The 23746-nt window shown below is 72.8% G+C and carries 20 protein-coding genes; 15 read left to right on the top strand and 5 right to left on the bottom strand.

All coding sequences use genetic code 11. From position 1 onward, the window contains the following. Positions 1 to 210 precede the first annotated feature (210 nt). From ACJX2R_RS27290 to ACJX2R_RS27300, 3 genes are read left to right on the top strand one after another with little or no spacing between them, the layout of a single operon-like run. Complete coding sequence (locus ACJX2R_RS27290; RefSeq protein WP_413102302.1) at positions 211 to 963, top strand: DUF5819 family protein; 753 nt, start codon at positions 211 to 213, stop codon at positions 961 to 963. Then, positions 960 to 2192, top strand: a complete 1233-nt coding sequence (locus tag ACJX2R_RS27295; RefSeq protein ID WP_413102303.1) for an HTTM domain-containing protein — start codon at positions 960 to 962, stop codon at positions 2190 to 2192. Before ACJX2R_RS27290 ends, ACJX2R_RS27295 begins: the two co-directional genes overlap by 4 nt. 4 nt (positions 2193 to 2196) lie before the next feature. After that, on the top strand, positions 2197 to 2949 hold the full coding sequence (locus ACJX2R_RS27300) for a TrmH family RNA methyltransferase (RefSeq protein ID WP_413102304.1): 753 nt from the start codon (positions 2197 to 2199) through the stop codon (positions 2947 to 2949). A 49-nt stretch (positions 2950 to 2998) separates the two neighbouring features. On the opposite strand, the gene paaN is transcribed toward ACJX2R_RS27300, so the two are convergent. Continuing rightward, entirely contained in the window at positions 2999 to 4723 is a 1725-nt protein-coding gene (gene paaN, locus ACJX2R_RS27305; RefSeq protein ID WP_413102305.1) for a phenylacetic acid degradation protein PaaN, read from the bottom strand. A gap of 129 nt (positions 4724 to 4852) precedes the next feature. On the opposite strand from paaN, the gene ACJX2R_RS27310 reads away from it, so the two are divergent. Both ACJX2R_RS27310 and ACJX2R_RS27315 read left to right on the top strand, forming a co-directional pair. Beyond that, complete coding sequence (locus ACJX2R_RS27310; protein WP_413102306.1) at positions 4853 to 6370, top strand: 3-hydroxyacyl-CoA dehydrogenase; 1518 nt, start codon at positions 4853 to 4855, stop codon at positions 6368 to 6370. Positions 6371 to 6372: 2 nt separating this feature from the next. Then, positions 6373 to 6966 carry a TetR/AcrR family transcriptional regulator gene (locus ACJX2R_RS27315; protein WP_413102307.1) on the top strand — a complete coding sequence of 198 codons (594 nt, stop codon included), beginning with the start codon at positions 6373 to 6375 and terminating at the stop codon, positions 6964 to 6966. Positions 6967 to 7090: 124 nt separating this feature from the next. Here ACJX2R_RS27315 and ACJX2R_RS27320 read toward each other — a convergent pair whose 3' ends face one another. After that, the gene (locus tag ACJX2R_RS27320; protein WP_262701959.1) at positions 7091 to 7579 is read right to left on the bottom strand and encodes an Lrp/AsnC family transcriptional regulator; all 489 of its coding nucleotides are present in this window, start codon (positions 7577 to 7579) and stop codon (positions 7091 to 7093) included. 182 nt (positions 7580 to 7761) lie between these two features. Here ACJX2R_RS27320 and pdhA point away from each other — a divergent pair, with 182 nt between their 5' ends. The 9 genes from pdhA to ACJX2R_RS27365 all read left to right on the top strand — a co-directional run bounded on the left by pdhA (position 7762) and on the right by ACJX2R_RS27365 (position 17746). Beyond that, the gene (pdhA, locus tag ACJX2R_RS27325) at positions 7762 to 8904 is read left to right on the top strand and encodes a pyruvate dehydrogenase (acetyl-transferring) E1 component subunit alpha (protein ID WP_413102308.1); all 1143 of its coding nucleotides are present in this window, start codon (positions 7762 to 7764) and stop codon (positions 8902 to 8904) included. Then, on the top strand, positions 8904 to 9953 hold the full coding sequence (locus tag ACJX2R_RS27330; protein ID WP_413102309.1) for an alpha-ketoacid dehydrogenase subunit beta: 1050 nt from the start codon (positions 8904 to 8906) through the stop codon (positions 9951 to 9953). Before pdhA ends, ACJX2R_RS27330 begins: the two co-directional genes overlap by 1 nt. Further along, entirely contained in the window at positions 9953 to 11437 is a 1485-nt protein-coding gene (locus ACJX2R_RS27335; protein ID WP_413102310.1) for a dihydrolipoamide acetyltransferase family protein, read from the top strand. Before ACJX2R_RS27330 ends, ACJX2R_RS27335 begins: the two co-directional genes overlap by 1 nt. A 29-nt stretch (positions 11438 to 11466) precedes the next feature. Further along, on the top strand, positions 11467 to 12294 hold the full coding sequence (locus ACJX2R_RS27340; RefSeq protein WP_413102311.1) for an NTP transferase domain-containing protein: 828 nt from the start codon (positions 11467 to 11469) through the stop codon (positions 12292 to 12294). Between the two features lie 455 nt (positions 12295 to 12749). Then, on the top strand, positions 12750 to 14354 hold the full coding sequence (locus ACJX2R_RS27345; protein WP_413105952.1) for a molybdopterin molybdotransferase MoeA: 1605 nt from the start codon (positions 12750 to 12752) through the stop codon (positions 14352 to 14354). Then, positions 14351 to 15406 (top strand): potassium channel family protein, encoded by a 1056-nt coding sequence (locus ACJX2R_RS27350; protein ID WP_413102312.1) that lies wholly within the window; start codon positions 14351 to 14353, stop codon positions 15404 to 15406. Before ACJX2R_RS27345 ends, ACJX2R_RS27350 begins: the two co-directional genes overlap by 4 nt. 10 nt (positions 15407 to 15416) lie before the next feature. Next, the gene (locus tag ACJX2R_RS27355; RefSeq protein WP_413102313.1) at positions 15417 to 16394 is read left to right on the top strand and encodes an NAD(P)H-quinone oxidoreductase; all 978 of its coding nucleotides are present in this window, start codon (positions 15417 to 15419) and stop codon (positions 16392 to 16394) included. Between the two features lie 184 nt (positions 16395 to 16578). Next, complete coding sequence (locus tag ACJX2R_RS27360) at positions 16579 to 17055, top strand: hypothetical protein (RefSeq protein ID WP_413102314.1); 477 nt, start codon at positions 16579 to 16581, stop codon at positions 17053 to 17055. A 121-nt stretch (positions 17056 to 17176) separates the two neighbouring features. Further along, entirely contained in the window at positions 17177 to 17746 is a 570-nt protein-coding gene (locus ACJX2R_RS27365) for a bacterial proteasome activator family protein (protein ID WP_262701951.1), read from the top strand. A 153-nt stretch (positions 17747 to 17899) separates the two neighbouring features. On the opposite strand, the gene ACJX2R_RS27370 is transcribed toward ACJX2R_RS27365, so the two are convergent. Further along, positions 17900 to 19567 carry a protein kinase domain-containing protein gene (locus ACJX2R_RS27370; RefSeq protein WP_413102315.1) on the bottom strand — a complete coding sequence of 556 codons (1668 nt, stop codon included), beginning with the start codon at positions 19565 to 19567 and terminating at the stop codon, positions 17900 to 17902. A 312-nt stretch (positions 19568 to 19879) separates the two neighbouring features. On the opposite strand from ACJX2R_RS27370, the gene ACJX2R_RS27375 reads away from it, so the two are divergent. After that, the gene (locus tag ACJX2R_RS27375) at positions 19880 to 21466 is read left to right on the top strand and encodes a protein kinase domain-containing protein (protein ID WP_413102316.1); all 1587 of its coding nucleotides are present in this window, start codon (positions 19880 to 19882) and stop codon (positions 21464 to 21466) included. 145 nt (positions 21467 to 21611) lie between these two features. Here the strand turns inward: ACJX2R_RS27375 and ACJX2R_RS27380 are convergent, their stop codons facing one another. Then, positions 21612 to 22652 carry a phosphotransferase gene (locus tag ACJX2R_RS27380; RefSeq protein WP_413102317.1) on the bottom strand — a complete coding sequence of 347 codons (1041 nt, stop codon included), beginning with the start codon at positions 22650 to 22652 and terminating at the stop codon, positions 21612 to 21614. A 417-nt stretch (positions 22653 to 23069) separates the two neighbouring features. Next, positions 23070 to 23732 (bottom strand): response regulator, encoded by a 663-nt coding sequence (locus tag ACJX2R_RS27385; RefSeq protein ID WP_413102318.1) that lies wholly within the window; start codon positions 23730 to 23732, stop codon positions 23070 to 23072. Between the last annotated feature and the right edge of the window lie 14 nt (positions 23733 to 23746).

A 23746-nucleotide genomic window follows, 5' to 3' on the forward strand; every position in this document is an offset into this window, starting at 1 on the left:
CCATTCGTCTCCGCCGACCGGCCAGCCGACCGACCGATCGTTCGGTTCAATGGTGTGCTGAGGAACGTAGGGTGTCAACCCTGTGGATAACGCTGAGGACGCTGTGCCGAGTGGTTCCGCATCGGTACGGTGCCGGGGGCGTGGGGGCCACGGGGGCGCGCGGTCGACCGGCGTGCGCGAAGACCTGGACCATCGGGAGCGGGGCGGGGTATGGCGGACACGGAGCCGGAACCGGCGGAACGGGAGCCGACGGGACCGGAGCCGGGGGAATCGGAACCGGCGGACCCGGAGCAGGCGGCACCGGCGCCGGATGGCGGCGCGGAGGAACCGCTCACCGCGCTCTCCCTGCCCGCACAGCTGATCATCGCGGTGGCCATCGCCGTCGCCGCCGTCGCCGCCGCGATCCATCTCTCGGCGGCCTTCCTGAACGTCTCACCGCCCAACACCCTCACCAAGCGGCACGGCGCGGCGATAGACGACTACGTCTATCCGGAGTTCGAACGGGTCTGGAAGCTCTTCGCCCCCAACCCGCTCCAGCAGAACATCGCCGTCCAGGCCCGCGCCGAGATCCGCACCCCCGACGGCGGCACCGCGACCACCGGCTGGCGCGACCTCTCCGCCCAGGACGGCGCGGCCATCCACCACAACCCGCTGCCCAGCCACACCCAGCAGAACGAACTGCGCCGCGGCTGGGAGTTCTACGTCGGCTCGCACGATGTGCGGGAGCGGCCGCAGGGGATGCGCGGCAGCCTCTCCGAGCAGTACATCCGCCGGATCGTGATGCTCCGCCTCGGCCGCGAGGAGGACGGCGGCACCGTGGAGCGAATACAGGTGCGCTCCGCGACCACTCCGGTGGCCCCGCCGCCCTGGAGCGACGAGAAGATCGACACCAAGACGGTCTACCGCACGCTGCCGTGGTGGACCGTGACCTCCGATGACCTCCCGGAGGCGAAGCGCCGGTGACCCCCTCCGCCCGCCTCCAGACCGCCGTGGCGCGTGGCTACACGCGCGTCACCGCGTCCGCGCTCGGCCCCCGGCAGAGCGCCGTCGTGCGCATCGGCTTCTCCTTCACCTGGCTGCTCTTCCTGGTGCGCGAATGGCCCCACCGCCGGGAGCTGTACGGGCCGGACGGCCCGTGGAACTGGGAGATGGCCGCGCGGCTGATCGACGGCAACCGTGCCTTCACCGCGCTCATGTGGTCCGACAGCACGGTGTGGTTCGAGATCGTCTACGCCCTCGCCATCGTCTCCAGCGCGCTGCTGCTGGTGGGCTGGCGCACCCGCACCATGTCCGTACTGTTCATGATCGGGGTGCTGTCGTTGCAGAACCGCAGCATCTTCGTGGGGGACGGCGGCGACAACCTCATCCATCTGATGTCGATGTATCTGGTGCTGACCCGGTGCGGTCAGGTGTGGTCCCTGGACGCGCGCCGGGCGGCCCGGCGCGCGGACCGCGAATGGCCGCCGCGCGACACCACCGGAATCGTGCTGTGGGCCGTCACCGGGACCGCCCTGCTCTGGGCGCAGCTGTTCACCGGGGCCCGGCTCTCCCTGACCGCCGACGGCCCGCTGCCGGGGCTGGGCTGGGGCACCGTCCTGTGGGGGCTGTGGCTCGTCCAGGCCGGATGGTGGTTCGTCAGGCGTTACGCGCCGGGGGAGCCGCGCACCGTCCTGGACGCGCTCGCCAATGTGGCGCACAACGGCGCCCTGCTGGTGATCATGGCCGAGGTGTGTCTGCTGTACGCCTCGGCCGGCTGGTACAAGATCCAGGGTTCGCGCTGGCAGGACGGCACCGCCCTCTACTACCCGCTGCATCTGGACTACTTCTCGCCCTGGCCCTGGCTGGCCGACATCGTGGCGTCCAGCGGCACCCTGGTGATGGTGCTGACCTACGGCACGGTCATCGTCCAGGTGGCTTTCCCGTTCACCCTGCTCAACCGGCGGGCCAAGAACGCGATGCTCGTCCTGCTGATGATGGAGCACCTCGGCATCGCCGTGCTGCTGGGGCTGCCCTTCTTCTCCCTCGCCGTGATCGCCGCGGACTCGGTCTTCCTGCCGACGAACGTCCTGCGCTGGGCCGAGACGCGGCTGGGCCGGGCCCGGGGCCGGCTGGCGGCGCGCGCCGTGTGGCTGCCGGGGCAGCGAGCGCGGGGGAGCGACGAGGAGTCCCCGGCCGGCACCCTCGTACGCTGAGGGGATGATCGATGAGGAGTCCGCGCGGGCCGTACGGCACTGGCGCGCGACGGCCCCCGACACCGTGCTGCTGGACGGCTTCCACGCGCTGAAGCACGCGCTGCGCTTCGGCGCGTCGGTGCGTGCCGCGGTCACCAGTGACAAGGCGGCCGCCGTGGAACTCGCCGAGGACCTGGCCGACGACCTCACCGAGGCGATCGCGGACCTTCTGGTGGAGGTCGATGCCGGGACCCTGCGCGATCTGGTGCCGAGGGTGCATCCCACACGGGTCGCCGCCCTGGCGGTCCGGCGCGGCCGCCAGGCGAATCTCGACGAGCTGTCCCGGCGGCCCCGGCAGGCCCCGGTGGTCGTCCTGGACAACCCCCGCAACCTGGGGAACGTCGGGGCCGTGGTCCGGCTCGCCGCCGGGTTCGGGGCCACGGGCGTGGTCACCACCGGCGATATCGACCCCTGGCATCCGAACGCCGTGCGCTCGGGCGCCGGGCTTCACTTCGCCACCGCGGTCGAGCGGCTGCCGGGCGACGCGCTTCCGGAGGGGCCGCTGTACGCCCTGGATCCGGAGGGGGCGGACATCCGGTCCCTGACCATCCCCGATGATGCGCTGCTCGCCTTCGGCTCCGAGCGGCACGGGATCTCGCCGGAGCTGCGGAAGCGGGCCACGAGGCTGGTGGCCCTCCCCATGCGGCCACAGGTGTCCAGCTACAACCTGGCCACCAGCGTGGCCATGGCCCTCTTCCACTGGGGCGGCCCCGCCTAGGCCACGTCCGGGCGGGGCATGCGGGAGCACGCCCCGCCCACTGGGCCCGCTACTCCGCCGGGCGGCGGACCTCGACCATCCGGAAGCGGCCGGCCACGAACGCCCCGTCGCACAGCGCGGCGTTGGCCGACGGGTTGCCGCCCGTGCCGTGGAAGTCCGAGAAGGCCGCGGTCTGGTTCACATACACCCCGCCGGTCAGATTGAGCGACAGCTGGGCGCACTCCTCCAGACACGCCTCCTCGATCAGCCGCTCCGCCTCCGGCGAGGTGGTGTACGCCCCGACCGTCATCGCGCCCTTGTCCCGGGTGGTCCGGCGCAGCAGCGCGACCGCGTCCTCGGTGGAGGCGACGGCGACGGCGAAGGAGACCGGGCCGAAGCACTCGGCCAGATAGGGCGCGTCCGCGTCCGCCGCCTCCCAGAACTTCCGCGCGCCGTCCGCCTTGACCATCAGCGGTGTGCGGACCGTGGCGCCCGGGAAGTCGGGGTGGGTCACCGTGCGGGAGGCCAGGGCGACCGCGCCCAGACCGGGGGCGGCCTCCAGCCGCTCCTGGACCCGCGGGCCCACGATCGCGCCGAGCAGCGCGCTCGCCCGTGCGTCGTCGCCCAGCAGCCCGTCCACCGCCGCCGCCAGGTCGGCCACCACCTCGTCATAGGTCTTGGGACCGGCGTCGGTGGCGATGCCGTCGCGGGGGATCAGCAGATTCTGCGGGGTGGTGCACATCTGGCCGCTGTAGAGGGACAGGGAGAAGGCCAGATTGGCGAGCATGCCCTGGTAGTCGTCGGTGGAGTCGATCACCACCGTGTTGACCCCCGCCTTCTCCGTGAAGACCTGGGCCTGGCGGGCGTGGGTCTCCAGCCACTCGCCGAAGGCGGTGGACCCCGTGTAGTCGATGACGCGGATCTCGGGGCGGATGGCGAGGACCTTGGCGATTCCCTCGTCCGGCCGCTCGGCGGCCAGCGCCACCAGATCGGGGCTGAACCCCGCCTCCTTCAGCACCTCGCGCGCCACCTGGACGGTCAGCGCCAGCGGCAGCACGGCCTGCGGGTGCGGCTTGACCAGCACCGGATTGCCGGTGGCGAGCGAGGCGAAGAGCCCCGGATAGCCGTTCCACGTCGGGAAGGTGTTGCAGCCGATCAGCAGCGCGACACCGCGCGGCACGGCCTTGAACGTCTTGCGCAGGCGCAGCGGGTCGCGCTTGCCCTGCGGCTTGGACCAGTCGGCGGCGGCCGGAGTGCGGGTCTGCTCGGCGAACGCGTACGCCACCGCCTCCAGGCCGCGGTCCTGGGCATGGGGGCCACCGGCCTGGAACGCCATCATGTACGCCTGTCCGCTGGTGTGCATGACGGCCTGGGCGAACTCATGCGACCGGGCGCCGATCCGGGCCAGGATCTCCAGGCACACCATGGCCCGCGTCTCGGGACCGGCATCCCGCCAGGCGGGCATCCCCGCCCGCATCGCCGGGAGGAGCACCTCGATGTCCGGATGCGGATACTCCATGCCCATCTCCGCTCCGAACGGAGAGACCTCGGAGCCCGCCCAGCCGTCGGTGCCCGGCTGCTCCAGCTCGAAGCGCTTGCCGCGCAGCGCCTCGAACGCCGCCTGGCCCTCGGCGACGCTCAGGCTCGGGCGCCCGCCCTGGCCCTCGCCGCCGTAGGCCTTCGGGTGCTCGGGGTGCGGGGACCAATAGGCGCGGGTACGGATCGCCTCCAGGGCCTGGTCGAGGGTGGGGCGGTGCTCTTGCGTCAACTGCGCGGTGGTGAGTGCGGCGGTCACGACTGACCAACTCCTCGTCGAGCTGGGGCTGGGCTGGAATGGGCGACAGGGTTAGAGTAACCGAACGATCGGTCGGGACAAGAGGGCCTGGCGTACCTGTGGACAACTTCGTCGAAAAGGATCTGCGGCATGACTGCGATCGACGGTGGGATCGACCGCGCCGGCCTCGTCGCCGTCGTCGGCACCGGCACGATGGGCCAGGGGATCGCCCAGGTGGCGCTGGCCGCGGGCCATCCGGTACGGCTCTACGACGCCGCGCCCGGCCGGGCCTCCCGGGCCGCCGACGCCATCGCGGACCGGCTCGGCCGGCTGGTCGCCAGGGAGCGCCTCACCGCCCCCGACCGCGACGCCGCGCTCGGCCGGCTCACCCCCGTCGCCGACCTCGCGGACCTGGCCGAGGCGGAGCTGGTGGTCGAGGCGATCCTGGAGGAACTCGACGCCAAACAGCAGCTGTTCACCGCGCTGGAGTCGGTGGTCTCCGACGGCTGTCTGCTCGCCACCAACACCTCATCCCTCTCCGTCACCGCGGTCGCGGGCGCCCTGCGCCGCCCCGGACGCCTCCTCGGTCTGCACTTCTTCAATCCGGCCCCGCTGATGCCGCTGGTGGAGGTGGTGCGCGGCGCCGCCACGGACGAGACCGCCGCCGACCGTGCCCACGCCACCGTCGCGGCCTGGGGGAAGACCCCGGTGCGCTGCGCCGACACCCCCGGGTTCATCGTCAACCGGATCGCCCGCCCCTTCTACGCCGAGGCGTTCCGGGCGTACGAGGAGCGCGTGGCCGACCCCGCCACCCTGGACGCCGTGCTGCGCGAGTCCGGCGGCTTCAGGATGGGCCCCTTCGAGCTCACCGACCTGATCGGCCAGGACGTGAACGAGGCCGTCACCCGATCCGTGTGGGAAGCGCTGTTCCACGATCCGAAATTCACCCCGTCACTCGCCCAGCGGCAGCTCGTCGCCTCCGGGCGGCACGGGCGCAAGACGGGTCACGGCTGGTACGACCACGCCGAGGGCGTCGGGCGGCCCGCCCCGCACACCGCCGAGCCGTGCGAGCCGCCCGGCAAGGTCGCCCTCCACGGCGACCTGGGGCCCGCGCAAGGGCTGGTCGGCCTCCTCGAGGAGGCGGGCATCCCGGTGACCCGCGAGCCCGTCGGGGCTCATCTCGCACTGCCCGACGGCACCCGCCTGTCCCTGGCCGACGGCACGACCGCCACCGGCGACCCCTTCGCCGCGTCGGTCCGCTTCGACCTGGCGCTGGACTACCGGACCGCCACCCGGGTCGCCCTGGCGGCGTCCACGGCCGCCCCCGAGGAGTCCCTGCGGTCCGCGATCGGCCTGTTCCAGGCGCTCGGTAAGGAGGTCAGCGTGGTCCAGGACGTCCCCGGCATGGTCGTGGCCCGCACGGTCGCGATGCTCGTGGACTTCGCCGAGGACGCCGTCGCCCGCGGCGTGGCGAGCCCCGAGGACATCGACACCGCCATGCTGACCGGCGTCAACTACCCGCGCGGACCGCTGGCCTGGGGGCGCGCGCTCGGCGCCCGCTGGGTGCGCGACACCCTGCGCAACCTCCACCACGCCTGTCCGACCGGCCGCTACGCCCCTTCCCAGGCGCTGATCCGGCGTGCGGCCGCCAATGAGAGGCTGCTCTAATCATGACCATGGCCAAGCGCGACACCTACACGCCCGAATCGCTGCTCGCGGTCGCCGTGGAGGTGTTCAACGAGCGCGGCTACGACGGCACTTCCATGGAGCACCTGTCCCGGGCCGCCGGGATCTCCAAGTCCTCCATCTACCACCATGTGAAGGGCAAGGAGGAACTGCTCAGGCTGGCCATAAGCCGTGCCCTGGACGGGCTGTTCGGCATCCTCCAGGAGCCCGCCGCACGCGAGGGACGGGCGATCGGGCGGCTGGAGCACGTGGCCCGGCGCACCGCCGAGGTGCTGATGGAGGAGCTGCCTTACGTCACGCTGCTGCTGCGCGTCCGGGGCAACACGGACACCGAGCGGTGGGCCATGGAGCGGCGCCGGGAGTTCGACCACCAGGTGGCCGAGCTGCTCAAGCGGGCGGCGGCCGACGGAGACCTGCGGTCCGACGTGGACGCCCGGCTGGCGACCCGGCTGCTCTTCGGCATGATCAACTCCATTGTGGAGTGGTACCGGCCGGGCCGCGGCGGGGCCGCCACCTCCCATGAGGTGGCCGAGGCCGTGATCCGTACGGCCTTCGCGGGGCTACGCACCCAGGCCTGACGCGCGACGCACGCGGGGCGGTATGCCCGCGCCGGGGCCTGGCCGCCACACCCGTGCCCGGTCCTGGCACGCCACACCCGCGTTCGGCCCCGGCATGCCACACCCGCGCCCGGTCCCGGCCCCGCTACGGCTCCGAGTCCAGGTCCGTCTCCTCGAAGACCAGCAGCGTCCGGGTGCTCAGCACCTCCGGTATGGCCTGGATCCGGGTGAGGACCAGCTCGCGCAGTGAGCGGTTGTCCTCGGTGTGCACCAGCAGCAGCACATCGAAGTCCCCGCTGACCAGGGCGATGTGGGTGGCCCCGGGGAGCTGCCTGAGCTCTTCGCGCACGGTGCGCCAGGAGTTCTGGACGATCTTCAGTGTGATGTACGCGGACGCGCCCTGCCCGGCCCGCTCCTGGTCCACCCGGGCGCTGAAGCCGCGGATCACTCCGTCGTCGATCAGGCGGTTGATCCGGGCGTAGGCATTGGCGCGGGAGACGTGCACCTGCTCGGCCACGGAGCGTATGGAGGCGCGTCCGTCCATTTGGAGCAGACGCAGGATGTCGCGGTCGATGTCGTCCAGCGGGCGCGCCTGGGGTTTGCCGTCCGGATTGGCCATCTGTTCGCCCGACATATCGTCCTGCCTCCCCTTCATGGACGTCCTGTCTTCATCTCAGGGGCAGCAGAACCGTTTGTCCACAGGCTCGGGTCGCCTGTAGCCAAAATGCGTCAACGACCGAACAATCGGTAGGGGAGGGCGATGCCGCCCGGCACGCCCCGCCCTCCCGCCGTACGCCACGCCCAGGAGGTCGCACCATGACGGTCCTTGAGCAGCCCGGTGCCTACCGGCCCACTCCCCCGCCCGGCTGGCAGCCCCGCGTCGACGCCGCGCCGCTGCTGCCCGACGCGGAGCCGTACCGCCTGCTGGGCACCGCCGCTGCCGCCGACATCTCCCCCGATCTGCTGACCCGGCTCCACCGCGAGCTGGTGCGCGGCCGCCGGTACAACACACAGGCCACCGCCCTCACCCGGCAGGGCCGGCTGGCCGTCTACCCCTCCTCCACCGGGCAGGAGGCCTGCCAGGTCGCGGCCGGACTGGTGCTGGAGGACCGCGACTGGCTCTTCCCCAGCTACCGCGACACCCTGGCCGCCGTCGTCCGCGGGCTCGACCCTGTCGACGCCCTGACCCTGCTGCGCGGCGACTGGCACTCCGGTTACGACCCCCACACCCACCGCGTCGCCCCGCTGTGCACCCCGCTGGCCACCCAGCTGCCGCACGCCGTCGGCCTCGCCCACGCCGCCCGCCTCAAGGGCGACGATGTGGTGGCCCTGGCCCTGGTCGGCGACGGCGGCACCAGCGAGGGCGACTTCCACGAGGCCCTCAACTTCGCGGCCGTATGGCACGCCCCGGTCGTCTTCCTCGTCCAGAACAACGGCTTCGCGATCTCCGTCCCGCTCGCCAAGCAGACCGCCGCGCCCTCCCTCGCCCACAAGGCGGTGGGATACGGGATGCCCGGCCGTCTCGTCGACGGCAATGACGCGGCCGCCGTCCACGAGGTCCTGGCGGAGGCGGTGCGCCGGGCCCGCGGCGGAGGCGGCCCCACCCTGGTGGAGGCGGTCACCTACCGCATCGAGGCGCACACCAACGCCGACGACGCCACCCGCTACCGCCCCGACTCCGAAGTCGAGGCATGGCGCGCCCACGACCCGATAGCGCTCCTGGAGGAGGCCATGCGGGACCGCCATCTGCTGGACGACGAGGGGGTCCGGGCCGCGCGGGAGTCCGCGGAGCGGCTCGCCGCCGATCTGCGGGCGCGGATGCACCAGGATCCGGTCCTGGACCCCATGGCGCTCTTCGAGCACGTCTACGCCGACCGGACCAGCCAGCTGCGCGAGCAGGCGGCCCAGCTGCGCGCCGAGCTCGACGCCGAGGCCGCGGACACCGGGGAGGGGGAGTGATGACCACCGCCATCAGGGCCGACACCACCCGTAAGCCCGCCACCATGGCCCAGGCCCTCGGCCGCGCGCTGCGCGACGCGATGGCCGCCGACCCGTCCGTCCATGTCCTCGGCGAGGACGTGGGCACCCTGGGCGGCGTCTTCCGGATCACCGACGGGCTCACCGAGGAGTTCGGCGAGGACCGCTGCACGGATACGCCGCTCGCCGAGGCGGGCATCCTCGGCACCGCCGTGGGCATGGCGATGTACGGGCTGCGGCCGGTGGTCGAGATGCAGTTCGACGCCTTCGCCTACCCGTCCTTCGAGCAGCTCATCAGCCATGTCTCGCGGATGCGCAACCGCACCCGGGGCGCGATGCCGATGCCCATCACCGTCCGGGTGCCCTACGGGGGCGGCATCGGCGGCGTCGAGCACCACAGCGACTCCTCCGAGATCTACTACATGGCCACCCCCGGCCTCCAAGTCGTCGCCCCCGCGACCGTCGCCGACGCCTACGGGCTGCTGCGCGCCGCCATCGCCTCCGACGACCCCGTGATCTTCCTGGAGCCCAAGCGGCTGTACTGGTCCAAGGCCGACTGGTCGGCCGACGCCCCCGAGCAGGTGCCGCCCATCGGGCGCGCGGTGGTGCGCGGGCCCGGCAGCGGCGGCCGGCGCAGCGCCACCTTGATCTCCTACGGCCCCTCCGTGCCGGTGTGCCTCGAAGCCGCCGAGGCGGCCCGGGCCGAGGGCTGGGACCTGGAGGTCGTCGATCTGCGCTCGCTCGTCCCCTTCGACGACGAGACGGTGTGCGCCTCCGTGCGCCGCACCGGCCGCGCGGTCGTCGTCCATGAGTCCACGGGCTTCGGCGGGCCCGGCGGGGAGATCGCCGCCCGGGTCACCGAGCGCTGCTTCCACCATCTGGAGGCGCCCGTGCTGCGGGTCGCCGGATTCGACATCCCCTACCCGCCGCCCATGCTGGAGCGGCACCATCTGCCCGGGGTGGACCGGGTGCTGGACGCCGTCGCCCGGCTCCAGTGGGAGTCGGAGTGGACCGAGGGGAGCGCGGTCTGATGGCTGTCGTAAGGGAGTTCACCCTGCCCGATCTGGGCGAGGGGCTGACCGGCGCCGAGATCGTGCGCTGGCTGGTCCAGGTCGGCGATGTGGTCGCGGTCGACCAGCCGGTGGTCGAGGTCGAGACGGCCAAGGCGATGGTGGATGTGCCGTGCCCCTACGGCGGTGTGGTGACGGCCCGTTACGGCGAGGAGGGCGCGGAGGTGCCGGTCGGGGCGCCGCTGATCACGGTCGCCGTGCCCGAGGGCTCGGACGACGGATCCGGTCCGCCGGTGGCCGCGAGCGCGATCGACGGCGCGTCGGGGAATGTGCTGGTCGGCTATGGCACGGCCGGTCCCGCCGCGCGGCGCCGCCGCGTTCGGGCTTCCCCGGGGTCGCTGCGCGAGATGCCCACGGCCCCCGGCGGACCGCTGCCGGACACGGCGGCGGCCCCTGCGGCGCCCGTAGGCGATGCGGTGGTGGCCTCCGCCGGGCCTGTACGTGAGACGGCGGCGGCCTCCGCCGGGCCGGTGGGCGGGACGACGGCGGCCTCCGCCGGGCCCGTTCCGGTGATCTCGCCCCTGGTGCGGCGGCTGGCGCGGGAGCACGATGTCGATCTGCGGCAGCTCAGGGGCTCGGGCCCCGAGGGGCTGATTCTGCGGGCGGACGTCGAGCGGGCGGCCGCGGGCACGGCGCCCGCGCCTGCGGAGCCCGCACCCGTAACCCCTGCCGCGCCCGCGCCCGCCGCGCCCGCCGCGCCCGCCGCGCCCGCCGCGCCCGCCGCGCACGCGCCCGTCTCCGCGGGCCCCGCCCCGGAGGGGGAGCGGGTTCCGCTGCGAGGGGTGCGGGGCGCCGTGGCCGACAAGCTCGCGCGCAGCCGGCGCGAGATCCCCGACGCGACCTGCTGGGTGGACGCCGACGCGACCGAACTGCTCGCCGCCCGCGCGGCGATGAACGCCGCGGGCGAGGGCAAGGTCTCCGTGCTCGCCCTCCTGGCCCGTATCTGCACGGCGGCCCTCGCGCGCTTCCCCGAGCTCAACGCCACGGTTGACATGGCCGGCCGGGAGATCATCCGGCTCTCCGACGTCCACCTCGGCTTCGCGGCGCAGACGGACCGGGGTCTGGTGGTCCCGGTGGTGCGCGACGCCCATACGCGGACCATAGAGGGGCTCTCCGAGGAGATCGCCCGGCTGACCGAGGCCGCGCGTACCGGGACCCTCGCCCCCGCGCAGCTCACCGGCGGGACCTTCACCCTGAACAACTACGGGGTGTTCGGGGTCGACGGCTCGACGCCGATCATCAACCACCCCGAGGCGGCGATGCTCGGGGTCGGGCGGATCTCCCCGAAGCCATGGGTGCACCAGGGTGAGCTGGCGGTGCGCCAGGTGGTGCAGCTGTCGTTCACCTTCGACCACCGGGTGTGCGACGGGGGCACCGCCGGCGGATTCCTGCGGTTCGTGGCCGATTGCGTGGAGCAGCCCATGGTGTTGTTGCGACGGCTGTAGCGGATGCCCGGCGGCGCCATACTCATGGGGTGACTCCAGGTGCGTATGACGCAGTGATCCTGGCCGGGGGCGCCGCTCGGCGGCTCGGTGGGGTGGACAAGCCCGCGCTTCGGGTGGGCGGGCGAGCCCTGCTCGACCGGGTGCTGGACGCATGCCGCGGCGCCGGGCGGACCGTCGTCGTCGGCCCGCGCAGGCCCACGGCGCGGCCGGTGCGGTGGGCCCGGGAGGAGCCCCCCGGCGGCGGCCCGGTAGCGGCCGTCGAGGCGGGCATCCGGCAGACGGCGGCTCCGGTCGTCCTCGTCCTCTCCGCCGATCTGCCCTTCCTCACCCACGAGACCGTCGAGACCCTCCTCACCGGTCTCCAGGGCGCCGAAGGGGCCGTGCTCATCGACCCCGACGGCCGTGAGCAGCCCCTTGTCGCCGCCTACCGCGCCGAGCCGCTGCGCCGCGAGATCGCCCTCCTCGCCACCGAACACGGCGGCCTCGGCGGGCTGCCCCTCCGCCTCCTCGTCTCCGAGCTGGCCCTGGCCCGCCTCCGGCACCCCACCGCGTCGTTCGACTGCGACACCTGGGAAGACATCACCACGGCTCGAGCGCGCATCAGGGAGCATGGACACGTGTTGGACGAATGGATTGCCGCAGTCAAGGCCGAACTCGGGATCGACCTGGATGTCGACACCGCGGCCCTACTGGACCTGGCCCGTGACGCCGCACATGGCGTCGCCCGGCCCGCCGCCCCCCTGACCACCTTTCTCGTCGGCTACGCCGCGGCCCAGAAGGGCGGCGGCCCCGAGGCGCTGGCCGCCGCCACGGAGAAGGCCGCGGCGCTGGCGGCGCGTTGGGCCGAGGAGCAGTGACACCTCGCCACCCCCGGGACGGGGACCCGCTCGACCGAGAGGTCGACGAGGCGCTGGCGCTGGCCAATGAATCGCCGCCGCAGGGCCCGGAGCCGCCCGGAACGGAGTCGGAGGAGGACTGGGCCGACGCCGCCCTCAGCCTGGCCAATGACCGCCCGGCCCAGCCCACCCGGGAGCGATGCCCCGGCGGCCCCGGCGACACCGACGGCGGCGTCCGCGAGCCCGTCGACACCGACACCGACGACGCCGACGACACCCACGGCATGGGCGCGGGCGACCACGACGGCATCGCCGACACCGGCGACACCGGCGGCCCGACCCGGACCGACTGGGTCGAGACCGCGCTCGACCTGGCCCGGGAAGCGGCGGAAGACCCTGCGCCGGCCCTGGATGCCCAGGGTCACGTACGCCGAAGGCCCGAGGTGTATTCGAGGAGCCGATCTTCGGGTAGTCCGATGTCGGAGGGCACTGGCGCCAAAGGCACGCGGTCCAGGGCCCCCGCCCATCAGGCCCCCGCCCCGCACCCGAAACGCAACCCCGGCGCACCGACGCCCCACCCGCACCCCTCCATGAACGCATCGCACCGCAGCCCCACCTCCTGGCCCGACGCCCGCGCCATCGCCGCCCGCGCCGCCGTCAAGGAGGCCGCCCACGCCGCCCCGGTGATGCGGCCGCTGTCCGATGCGCTCGGCCAGGTCCTGGCCGCACCGCTCGCCGCGCTCACCGATCTCCCGCCCTTCGACACCTCCGCGATGGACGGCTGGGCGCTCTCGGGCCCCGGCCCCTGGCGGCTGCCAACCGGCTCGGAGGACCAGGACCACCAGGGCATCCTGGCCGGACACGGCGAGACGGCCCCCCTCCCCGACGGCCACGCGGTCCGCATCGCCACCGGCGCCCGCATCCCGCCCGGCGCCACCGCCGTACTGCGCAGCGAGTACGGCACCGACGCGGGCGACGGCTGGCTCCACGCGTCCCCCGCCCACCCCGTCGTCCTCGGCCAGGACATCCGCACCCGCGGTCAGGAGTGCCGCAGCGGCGATCAGCTGCTCCCCGCCGGAACCCTGGTCACCCCCGCCGTCCTGGGCCTGGCCGCCGCGGCCGGGTACGACGAGCTGCCGACGGTGCGCAGGCCGCGCGTCGAGGTGCTGGTGCTCGGCGATGAGCTGCTGACCGAGGGGCTGCCGCACGACGGCCGGATCCGGGACGCGCTGGGGCCGATGGTCGGGCCGTGGCTGCGGGCGCTGGGCGCCGAGGTCTTGGGCACCCGGCGGCTGGCCGACGAGGCGGACGCGGTGTACGCGGCGGTGGCCGAGTCGTCCGCCGACGTCGTAGTGACGACCGGGGGCACGGCCGCGGGCCCCGTGGACCATGTCCACCCCACCCTGCGCCGCCTGGGCGCCGAACTGCTGGTGGACGGGGTGGCGGTGCGCCCCGGCCACCCAATGCTGCTGGCCCGTCTCGCCCGCGCAAACCGCGAGAACTCCGCAAACCGCGAGGACCCCGCAAGCCGCGAAAGCCCCGGAAACCGCGAGAACTCCGGAAACCGCGCAACCCACGGAAACCCCGAAAGCGACGAGACGCCTAAAAACGCCGAAAGCCTCGAACGCCTCGAAAGCTCCCAACGCCCATCCCGCCACGCCCGGCATCTGGTGGGGCTCCCGGGCAATCCGCTCGCCGCGGTCTCCGGTCTGCTGACCCTCGCCGAGCCCCTGCTGCGGACGCTGACCGGCCGCCCGGCCCCCGACCCCGGCCCAGCCCCCCTGGCCGAGGCCGTGCAGGGGCATCCGCGGGACACCCGGCTGGTCCCCGTGACCTTCCGGCAGGACGCGGCGGTGCCGCTGCGCTTCAACGGCCCGGCGATGCTGCGCGGCATCGCGGTGGCCGACGGCCTCGCCGTGATCCCGCCCGGCGGGGCGAAGCGCGGCACCGAGGTCGACGTACTGGATCTCCCGTGGTCGGCGAGCGCGACAGGGCAACCGAGCCACGCGGACCAAGCGCGCCAGCGCACCGACCGAGCGACCGACGGCGAGCCCATATCCCCCCAGGAGGGCCCGGCGTGAAGCTGCCCAGCCATGACGCGGCCGCCCGCACCCCCGGGGACGGCGGCCACCGCGTCCATCTGCCCCACTTCCCCGCGGGCCCGCTGCGCCAGGTCGCCCGTCGGCTGCTGCTGGCGCTGCTGGTGCTGGTGCTGACGGTGGCCATCGTGTACGTCGACCGCGCGGGTTACCACGACAACGCCGATGAGCAGGTCGACTTCCTCGACTCCGTCTACTACTCGACCGTCACGCTGTCCACGACCGGGTACGGCGACATCGTGCCGTACAGCGACAGCGCGAGGCTCAGTAACATCCTGCTGGTCACGCCGTTGCGCGTGCTCTTTCTGATCATCCTGGTCGGCACCACCCTGGAAGTCCTGGCCGAACGCACCCGCGAGCAGTACCGCCTGAACCGCTGGAGGTCAGCGTTGCGCGATCACACCGTCGTAGTGGGCTTCGGTACGAAGGGGCGGTCCGCGGTGGAGACCCTTTGCGCGACGGGGCTGCCCAAGAACCGGGTGGTCGTCGTCGACCCCAACCACAAGGTGATCGAGGCGGCCAACGCGGAGGGGTTCGCGGGGGTGGTCGGCGACGCGACCCGCAGCGATGTGCTGTTGCGGGCGGAGGCGCAGCGCGCCCGCCAGTTCGTGATCGCCACCCAGCGCGATGACACGGCCGTCCTAGTGACGCTGACGGCCCGGCAGCTCAACCGGGGCGCCAACATCGTGGCGGCGGTGCGCGAGGAGGAGAACGCGCCGCTGCTGCGCCAGTCCGGGGCCGACGCGGTGATCACCAGCGCCAGCGCGGCGGGCCGCCTGCTGGGCATGAGCGTGCAGAGTCCGACGGCCGGTGCGGTGATCGAGGATCTGATCCAGCAGGGCACGGGCCTGGACCTGGTGGAGCGCACGGTGGTGAAGGCCGAGGTGGGCAAGTCGGTGCGGGACACGGAGGATCTCGTGGTGTCCGTGCTGCGCGGCCATCGCCTCCTCGCGTACGACGACCCCGACGCCAGTCCGTTGCAGGCGGCCGACCGCTTGATCACGATCGTTCGCGCGCCGATGGTCCAGGAGTAGCCTCGCGGCCATGCATGCGATCACGATTCCCGAACCCGGTGGCCCCGAAGCCCTGGTATGGGCGGAGGTCCCCGATCCCGTGCCCGGTGAGGGCGAGGTCCTGGTCGACGTGGCGGCCGCCGGAGTCAACCGCGCGGATGTGCTCCAGCGCCAGGGCCACTACCCGCCGCCGCCCGGAGCCTCGCCCTACGCCGGTCTGGAGTGCTCGGGCCGGATCTCGGCGCTCGGCCCCGGCGTCACCGGCTGGGCGGTGGGCGACGAGGTGTGCGCCCTGCTCGCGGGCGGTGGATACGCCGAGAAGGTGGCGGTTCCCTCGGGGCAGCTGCTGCCCCTCCCCGAGGGCGTGGACCTGGTCACGGCCGCGGCGCTGCCCGAAGTGACCGCCACCGTATGGTCCAACGTCTTCATGATCTCCCATCTCCGGCCGGGCGAGACGCTGTTGGTGCACGGTGGATCGAGCGGCATCGGCACCATGGCGATCCAGCTCGCGAAGGCGGTCGGGGCGCGGGTCGCGGTGACTGCGGGCGGCCCGGAGAAGCTGGCCGCCTGCCAGGAGCTGGGCGCCGACATCCTGATCGACTACCGCGAGCAGGACTTCGTCGAGGAGATCCGCCGGGCCACCGACGGCGTGGGCGCGGACGTCATCCTGGACATCGTCGGCGCGAAGTACCTCGCTCGGAATCTGGAGACCCTCGCCCTCAACGGACGGCTGGCCATCATCGGGCTCCAGGGCGGGGTGAAGGCCGAGCTGAACCTGGCCACCCTGCTGTCCAAGAGCGCCGCCGTGACGGCCACCGGGCTGCGGGGCCGCTCACTGGCGCAGAAGTCAGCGATCATCGCGGCGGTACGGGAGCATGTCTGGCCGCTGATCGGCGGCGGCCGGATCCGCCCGATCGTCGACAGCACCATCCCGATGCGGGACGCCCCGGAGGCCCACCGGCTGATGGAGTCCAGCACGCATGTGGGCAAGATCCTCCTGACGACCTGAGCGCCACGGGTCCGTACGGCGGCGCCGCCGCGATCCCTACGGCGCCGCCACGGCCCTTACGGCGCTGTCGCGGTCCTTACGGTCGTAATCGGAGTCCGTACGGCGGCGTTCAGGATGCCCGGTCCCTACCCTCATGTGACGCTGATCCCGTTACGCGACGGTTCGGCACGGGAGGGTGACCACCGTGAACCCTGCGACGCTTCGCACACTCCCCGCGGCGGCCCTGCTGGCGAGCACCGCCCTGGCCGCGGCCCCCGCCGCGTCCGCCACTCCCGCCGCGCCCGCCCCCGCCCCCGCCGACGACGGCGGCGGGCTGGCGGGCACCCGCGCGGGCGAGGGCCGTGCGCACCCCGGCCGCACCGGGACACCGCCCCCCACGTCGCCGGACGGGGACCCCTCAGCCGACACCGGGGACGACGAGGGCACCGGGCGGTTCTCGGTAGTGCCCGAGTGGACGCCGTCCTCCCTCCCCGTCCCGCAGCGGCCGGACCGGCACCAGGCGCGCGAATCGCTCCCGTCCGGACAGCCTTACGGTGCTCAGCGGACCGCCGCCGAGCCCAGCGGGCGGGCGATGCGGGTGCTGCCGCTTGGCGCCGGGCTCGCACTCACCGGTCTCGGGCTCGGCCTGGCGTTCTTCGGTCTGCGGCTGCGCCGCCGCTGATCACCGCCTCTGAGCACCGCCGCTGATCCGATGGCCGCCGCTGACGGCCTTCGCCGGTGATCGCCACGGAATCCTCGACCCTCGCCCGCCGCACCGGGTGCCGGTGCGGAACAATAGGGGTATGAACCAGCCGATGAACGAACGAGCGCAGGAGAGCCCGCACGTCCTGGTCGTCGGTCCGGACGGCATGGCACTCGGCGGCGTAGCCCCTGCTTCTGGCGAGGGCGGTGGTGACGACGAGTCGCGCGAGGTTCCCGTGACGGACATGGTCGAACAGCCGGCGAAGGTCATGCGGATCGGCAGCATGATCAAGCAGCTTCTGGAGGAGGTCCGCGCCGCACCTCTCGACGAGGCCAGCCGGGTTCGGCTCAAGGAGATCCACTCCAGCTCGGTGAAGGAGCTGGAGGACGGGCTGGCGCCCGAGCTGATCGGGGAGCTGGAGCGGCTGTCGCTGCCGTTCACGGACGAGGCGGTGCCCACCGAGGCGGAACTGCGCATCGCCCAGGCTCAGTTGGTCGGCTGGCTGGAGGGGCTGTTCCACGGCATCCAGACCACCCTGTTCGCCCAGCAGATGGCGGCGCGCGCCCAGCTGGAGCAGATGCGCAGGGCGCTGCCGCCGGGGATCGGCGGGGGCGAGGAGGACGAGGCCATGCCCAAGCCGGGCGGCGCCCGCTCGGGGCCGTACCTCTGAGCCGCTGAGCCGCTGAGCCGCTGAGCGGCCCTCCGAGTCACATACCGGACACAACGACCGGAACTGGAAACAACGAAACGACGCCGCGGGCCTCACCTTCCGATGAGGCCCGCGGCGTCGTCGTGCCGGAAGCGGAGCGAGCGGGAGCCGCTCCTACTCCGGGTTGCCGGTGGAGACGGTCAGCTCGATGGTGTCCGTCTTCGGGTTGTACGGCTCGTAGTTCCGGTACGTGTAATTGAGGACGGTGCCCTTGCCCCACAGATTCTCGTCCTGGGGCACCACGCGGTACTTCCAGCCCGCCGCGCGGATGCACTTCTTCACCGAGTCGATGTAGAGGTTCTGGAAGTCGGGCACCGAGTACGTGCCCTTCTCGTCGGTGTCCTCGTACGCGTCGGTGCACTTCTTCGGGTCGATGGTCTTGGTCTTGTCGCCCATGCGGAAGCCCGCGGCGGTGTCGGAGGCCGACGGCGACGCCTTACCGCCACCACCACCGCCCCCCTTGCTCTTGTTCTTGGAGCCCCCGCCGTCACCGCTGAGCGCGATGACCAGGATCACGGCGATGACCGCGATGGCCGCGACGACGGCCGAGCCTATGATCACGCCCTTGTTGCCCCTGCCGCCCCCGCTCCCCGACGGCGTCGAGGGCGAGATGCTGTACGGCGGCGGGGTGCTGGGGCCCTGGTACGAGGGCGTCGGGGTCTGATAGCCCCCCTGCCCCAGCGGTGTCGTGGACGGCGCCTGGCCGGCCGGGGGCGGCGGGGTGGACGGGCCGAAGGCGCCGAACTGCCCGGGGGTGTGCTGCGGCTGGTACGGCGTCTGGACGCTGCCCGGGCCGGGCGCGGGCGTCTGCTGGTCGATCGGCGGGAAGACCGCCGAGCCGACACCGGAGCCGCTGCGGGCCGGGGGACCGCCGCTGATGATGATCGGGGAGGCGCCGGTCTGCCCGGTACGGGCGACTCGTGCGCATTCGTCGCGCATGGCCTCGGCGGTCGGGAAGCGCTCGTTCGGGTTCTTCTTCAGGGCCCGGGCGACCAGCGCGTCCACCGCCGGGGGGATGGACTGGTTGATCGAGGAGGGCGCGACCGGCTCCTCCTGGACATGCGCGTAGGCGATGGCCAGCGGCGAATCCGCGTCGAAGGGCAGCCGGCCGGTCAGCAGCTCGAAGAGCATGATGCCGACCGAGTACAGGTCGCTGCGGGCGTCCACGCCGCGGCCCAGCGCCTGCTCGGGAGAGAGGTACTGCGGGGTGCCGACGACCATGCCGGTCTGGGTCATGGAGGTGACCCCGGACTGCATGGCGCGGGCGATGCCGAAGTCCATGACTTTGACCACATTACGCTTGGTCATCATCACATTACCCGGCTTGATGTCGCGGTGGACCAGCCCCATCTCATGGCTGATCTCCAGCGCCGCCAGCACATCGCTGGTGATCTTCAGTGCCTTTTCGGTCGGCATCGCGCCGTATTGCCGGACATCGACGTCCAGAACCGAGCGCAGCGGCTGCCCCTCGACGTACTCCATGACGATGTACGGCATCAGTGAGCCGTCCATGGTGTCCTCGCCGGTGTCGAAGACCGAGACGATATTGGTGTGCGTGAGCTTCGCCACCGCCTGGGCCTCGCGGCGGAACCGCTCGCGGAAGGACTGCTCGCGTCCCAGCTCGGTGTGGAGCGTCTTGATCGCGACCTGGCGGTCCAGCACGGTGTCATAGGCCAGGTGAACGGAGGCCATGCCGCCCTCGCCCAGCAGGTCACGCAATTGATAGCGGCCGTTCGCCAGTGAGTGGCCTTGATACCTGCCCGATGCGCCGTACTGGCTCATTTCGTACTTCCCCCTAGGCGCACTCACTACTCTGACGCGCACGTTTCGACGCATTGATCTTGATGTTCTGGATATCGTGGCCAAGTCTGCCCCAGGCCACGGACACGTCAAGCCGCGTTGCCCGTTCCGTGACCGGATGCGCAAGAACCCGTCACGCGATTTGCATCGCTTCACCGTCAACAGGTTTGATGGCCGGTCCATCACCAACCGATACACGGCGCGAAGGCTGTAGCGTGCCTAGCGGGAACCGTACCGCCCGTGGGCGGGGCGATCTCGACCCGACCCCCACCGAGAACGAGACGGCGAGGACCGATGGCACAGACCCAGGGCGCCCAGGGGCCCTCCGAAGCTGACGCCAGCGGGTCCGGAATGCCGGATACGCCCGAGGTGTGGGGCAATGGGGGACTTGTCGGCGATGGTCGATATCGCCTTACCAGTCGACTCGGCCGCGGCGGTATGGCGGAGGTGTTCGCCGCCGAGGACCTCCGGCTCGGCCGTACGGTCGCGGTGAAGCTGCTCCGCGCCGATCTGGCCGAGGACCCGGTGTCCAAGGCCCGCTTCACCCGCGAGGCACAGTCCGTGGCCGGGCTGAACCACCACGCCGTGGTGGCGGTCTACGACTCCGGCGAGGACACGGTCGGCCAGAACACCGTGCCGTACATCGTCATGGAGCTGGTCGAGGGCCGGACCATCCGCGATCTGCTGCTCAACGCCGAGGCCCCGCCGCCGGACCAGGCGCTGATCATCGTCTCCGGGGTGCTGGAGGCGCTCGCCTACAGCCATCAGCACGGCATCGTGCACCGTGACATCAAGCCCGCCAACGTGATCATCACCCACAGCGGCGCGGTCAAGGTCATGGACTTCGGCATCGCCCGCGCCCTGCACGGCGCGCAGTCCACGATGACCCAGACCGGCATGGTCATGGGCACACCGCAGTACCTCTCGCCGGAGCAGGCCCTCGGCAAGGCCGTGGACCACCGCTCCGACCTCTACGCCACCGGCTGCCTGCTCTACGAGCTGCTGGCGCTCCGCCCGCCGTTCACCGGGGAGACCCCGCTGTCGGTGGTGTACCAGCACGTCCAGGACACCCCGGTGCCCCCGTCGGAGACCTCCGGCACCGTGCCGCCGGAGCTGGACGGCCTGGTCATGCGCTCCCTCGCCAAGGACCCGGACGACCGGTTCCAGAGCGCCGAGGAGATGCGCGGACTGGTCCAGTACGCGCTCCAGATGCTCCACGAGGCCGGCGGCCACACCGGCATGTGGAACACCGGCCCGGTCACCCAGCACCTGGGCGCCGCCACCCCCGCCATGGGCATGCCCGGCGTCGGGGCCACCACCGCGCTGCCGCACCCGGGCCACGGCGAGACCTCCCAGCAGCCGATCGTCACCGGCCCCGGCGGCGGTGGCGGCGGCTACCACGGCGGTTCCGGCCGCCGTAAGGGCCGCGGCAGGATGTGGCTGATCGCGGTGCTCGCGGTGATCGCGGTCGCGACGGGGGTCGCCTTCGCCCTCCAGATGGGCGACAAGGACGGCGGGAAGCAGCCGGGCAAGCACCAGACGTCGGTCACCCAGGAGAAGACGGAGAAGCCGACCGACAAGCCGAGCGACGAGACGGGCGACGAGACGGTCCCGAGCGACGACGGGAACACCTCCGGGGACACGGGCAGCGACTACACCCCGACCGCGAACCCGACGCCGACGTACGAGGACAACCCCACGGGGGAGCCGACGGACCCGGAGACCGACCCGGGCACCGGGGAGCCGACCGGCGAGGAGACCACCCCGGGTGGCGGCGAGCCGAGCACTGCGCCGACGGACCCGGAGACGGACCCGGGCACCACCGAGCCCACCGGTGGCACGGCGGGCGCCACGGACGGCGGCGCCAACGGCACGCCCTGACGGCCGGGGGCCTCTGATGGACGGGGCCCCTGATGGACGGGGCCCCTGATGGCCAGGGGTGCCCCGCGGCGCCCCCGTCATTCGCGGAGGGCGTCGTGGTCGCCCGCAGAAGGCGCCCCCCGGTCACCCACAGAGGGCGTCCCCGTCACCCGCAGAAGGCGTCGCGGACCGCGTCGTACTCCCGGGTCCACCACACCACCAGCGCGGCGGCCGCCGGGAACTGGGGATCGGCGCGCCGGTCCCCGCGCTGGTAGCGCCAGCGCAGCATCCAGAAGTCGTTGAGCCGCTCCCACCACACCCGGTGCACGGCCGCGGCCATCTCCGAGGTCCCGGCCCCCGCCGCGCAGCGGTACGCCCGTGCGTAGGACCGCACCTTGGTGAGCTCCAGAGTGCCGTCGGGCCGTACGAAGAAGATCGCGGCGGCCCGGACCGCCTCCTCGGCGCGCGGCTGCACCCCGAGCCGGTCCCAGTCGACGATGGCGGCCGGTTCCGTGTCGCGGTAGAGCAGGTTCAGCGGGTGGAAGTCGCCGTGCACCCAGCCGGCGACGGGGACGGCGTCCGCCTCGGGGCGGCGGTGGGCGTGCCGCTCCACCAGCGTCCGCCGCTCGACCAGCCGATGCTCGGCGAGCTCGTCGAAGGTGTCGCGGTTCCGGCGCCCCCGGATCAGCGTGAGCAGCTCGTCGATGACGGCGAAGGTGTCCTCGGGGTCGGCGGCGGCCTCCACGGGCGGTCTGCGGTCGCCGGTACGGGCCCGCATGACGCGCTCCAGACAGGTGTGGACGAGCCCGAGCAGCCCGCCAAGACGCCAGCACTGCGGGGCGGTCAGCTCACCGCCGTCGCGGTGCCGCCCGTCGATCCAGGGGTGTAACGCGTAGCAGCGGCCGCCGATGACGGCGACCGTACGGCCGTCGGCGTCGGGGACCGGCGGGGCGACGGGCACCCCGAGCGCCTCCAGCCGCTGGGTGACGCGGTGCTGGCGGGCGATGGCGGTGCGGTCGCCGTCGAGGTGGTGTTTGAGGAAGAACCGGCCGCGGGTGGTGGCGAGGCGGTAGCCCCGGTTGAGCAGCCCCTGGGTGAGCGGTTCGCAGGAGACGGCCTCACCGGCGGTGTCATAGCGGCGGAGCAGGGCGCTCAGGGTTTCCCCGTCGGGAGCGGCCTCGGCGGAGCATACATGTGAGCGCGGCACCTGCCAGATGTTAGATCACCGGGGATCGTCGCCAGGACGCGCGGAGACGGGCACGGCGCCCTGGGGCACGGTGGGTTGACCGGGGCGGGGCGGGGCGGCTTGGCGCCTGCGGCGGGCTGTTCCCCTCCCCGCCCCTTCCCGAAACTGGGGCTCCGCCCCAGACCCCAGACCCCGGACCGGGGCTCCGCCCCAGGCCCCGGATCGGGGCTCTGCCCCAGGCCCCGGACGCCGGGCTTCGCCCCAGACGCCGGGCCTGGGGCTGCGCCGTGCCTCCGGCAGAGGGCAGCGCTTTCGGCAGGGGGCGGCGCCTGCGGGGCTGCGCCGCACCTCTGCCCGTGGGGGGGGCAGCGCTCCGGGGCCGCGCTGCGCCTCTGCCCGTGGGGGCAGTGAGGCCCGAAAGCACTGCCACCGCCAGCGCTAGCGCTTCTGCGTCGCCTGCATCCGGGCGACGTACGCCGCCGCCTGCGAGCGGCGCTCCATGCCCAGCTTGGAGAGCAGGCTGGAGACATAGTTCTTGATCGTCTTCTCGGCGAGGTGCAGCCGCTCGCCGATCGCCCGATTGGTCAGCCCTTCCCCGATCAGCAGCAGGATCCGGCGCTCCTGCTCGGTGAGGGCGGCCAGCTGGTCGTTCGGTTGGGCGGCGGTCTGGCCGCGCAGCCGCTCCAGCACCCGGGCGGTGGCCACCGGGTCGAGCAGCGACCGGCCCGCGGCCACGTCCCGGACGGCGGCGAGCAGTTCGTCGCCGCGGATGTCCTTCAGGACATAGCCGGAGGCGCCAGCGATGATGGCGTCGAAGAGCGCCTCGTCGTCGGCGAAGGAGGTGAGCATCATGCAGCGGACGCTCTCGTGGCGGGCGCGGATCTCCCGGCAGACCTCGACCCCGCTGCGGTCGGGCAGCCGGATGTCCAGGACCGCGACGTCCGGGCGGGCGGCCGGGATGCGCGCCAGGGCGTCGGCCGCGGTGCCCGCCTCGCCGACCACCTCCATGTCCGGCGCGCCCGCGAGCAGGTCTCGTACGCCGCGTCGGACGACTTCATGGTCGTCGACCAGGAAAATCCGTATTTTTCCTTCTTCGCGCACGGATCCAGTCTCAC

It is taken from the genome of Streptomyces sp. Inha503 (assembly GCF_047215865.1).
GTDB classification, from domain to species: Bacteria; Actinomycetota; Actinomycetes; order Streptomycetales; family Streptomycetaceae; genus Streptomyces; species Streptomyces lycopersici.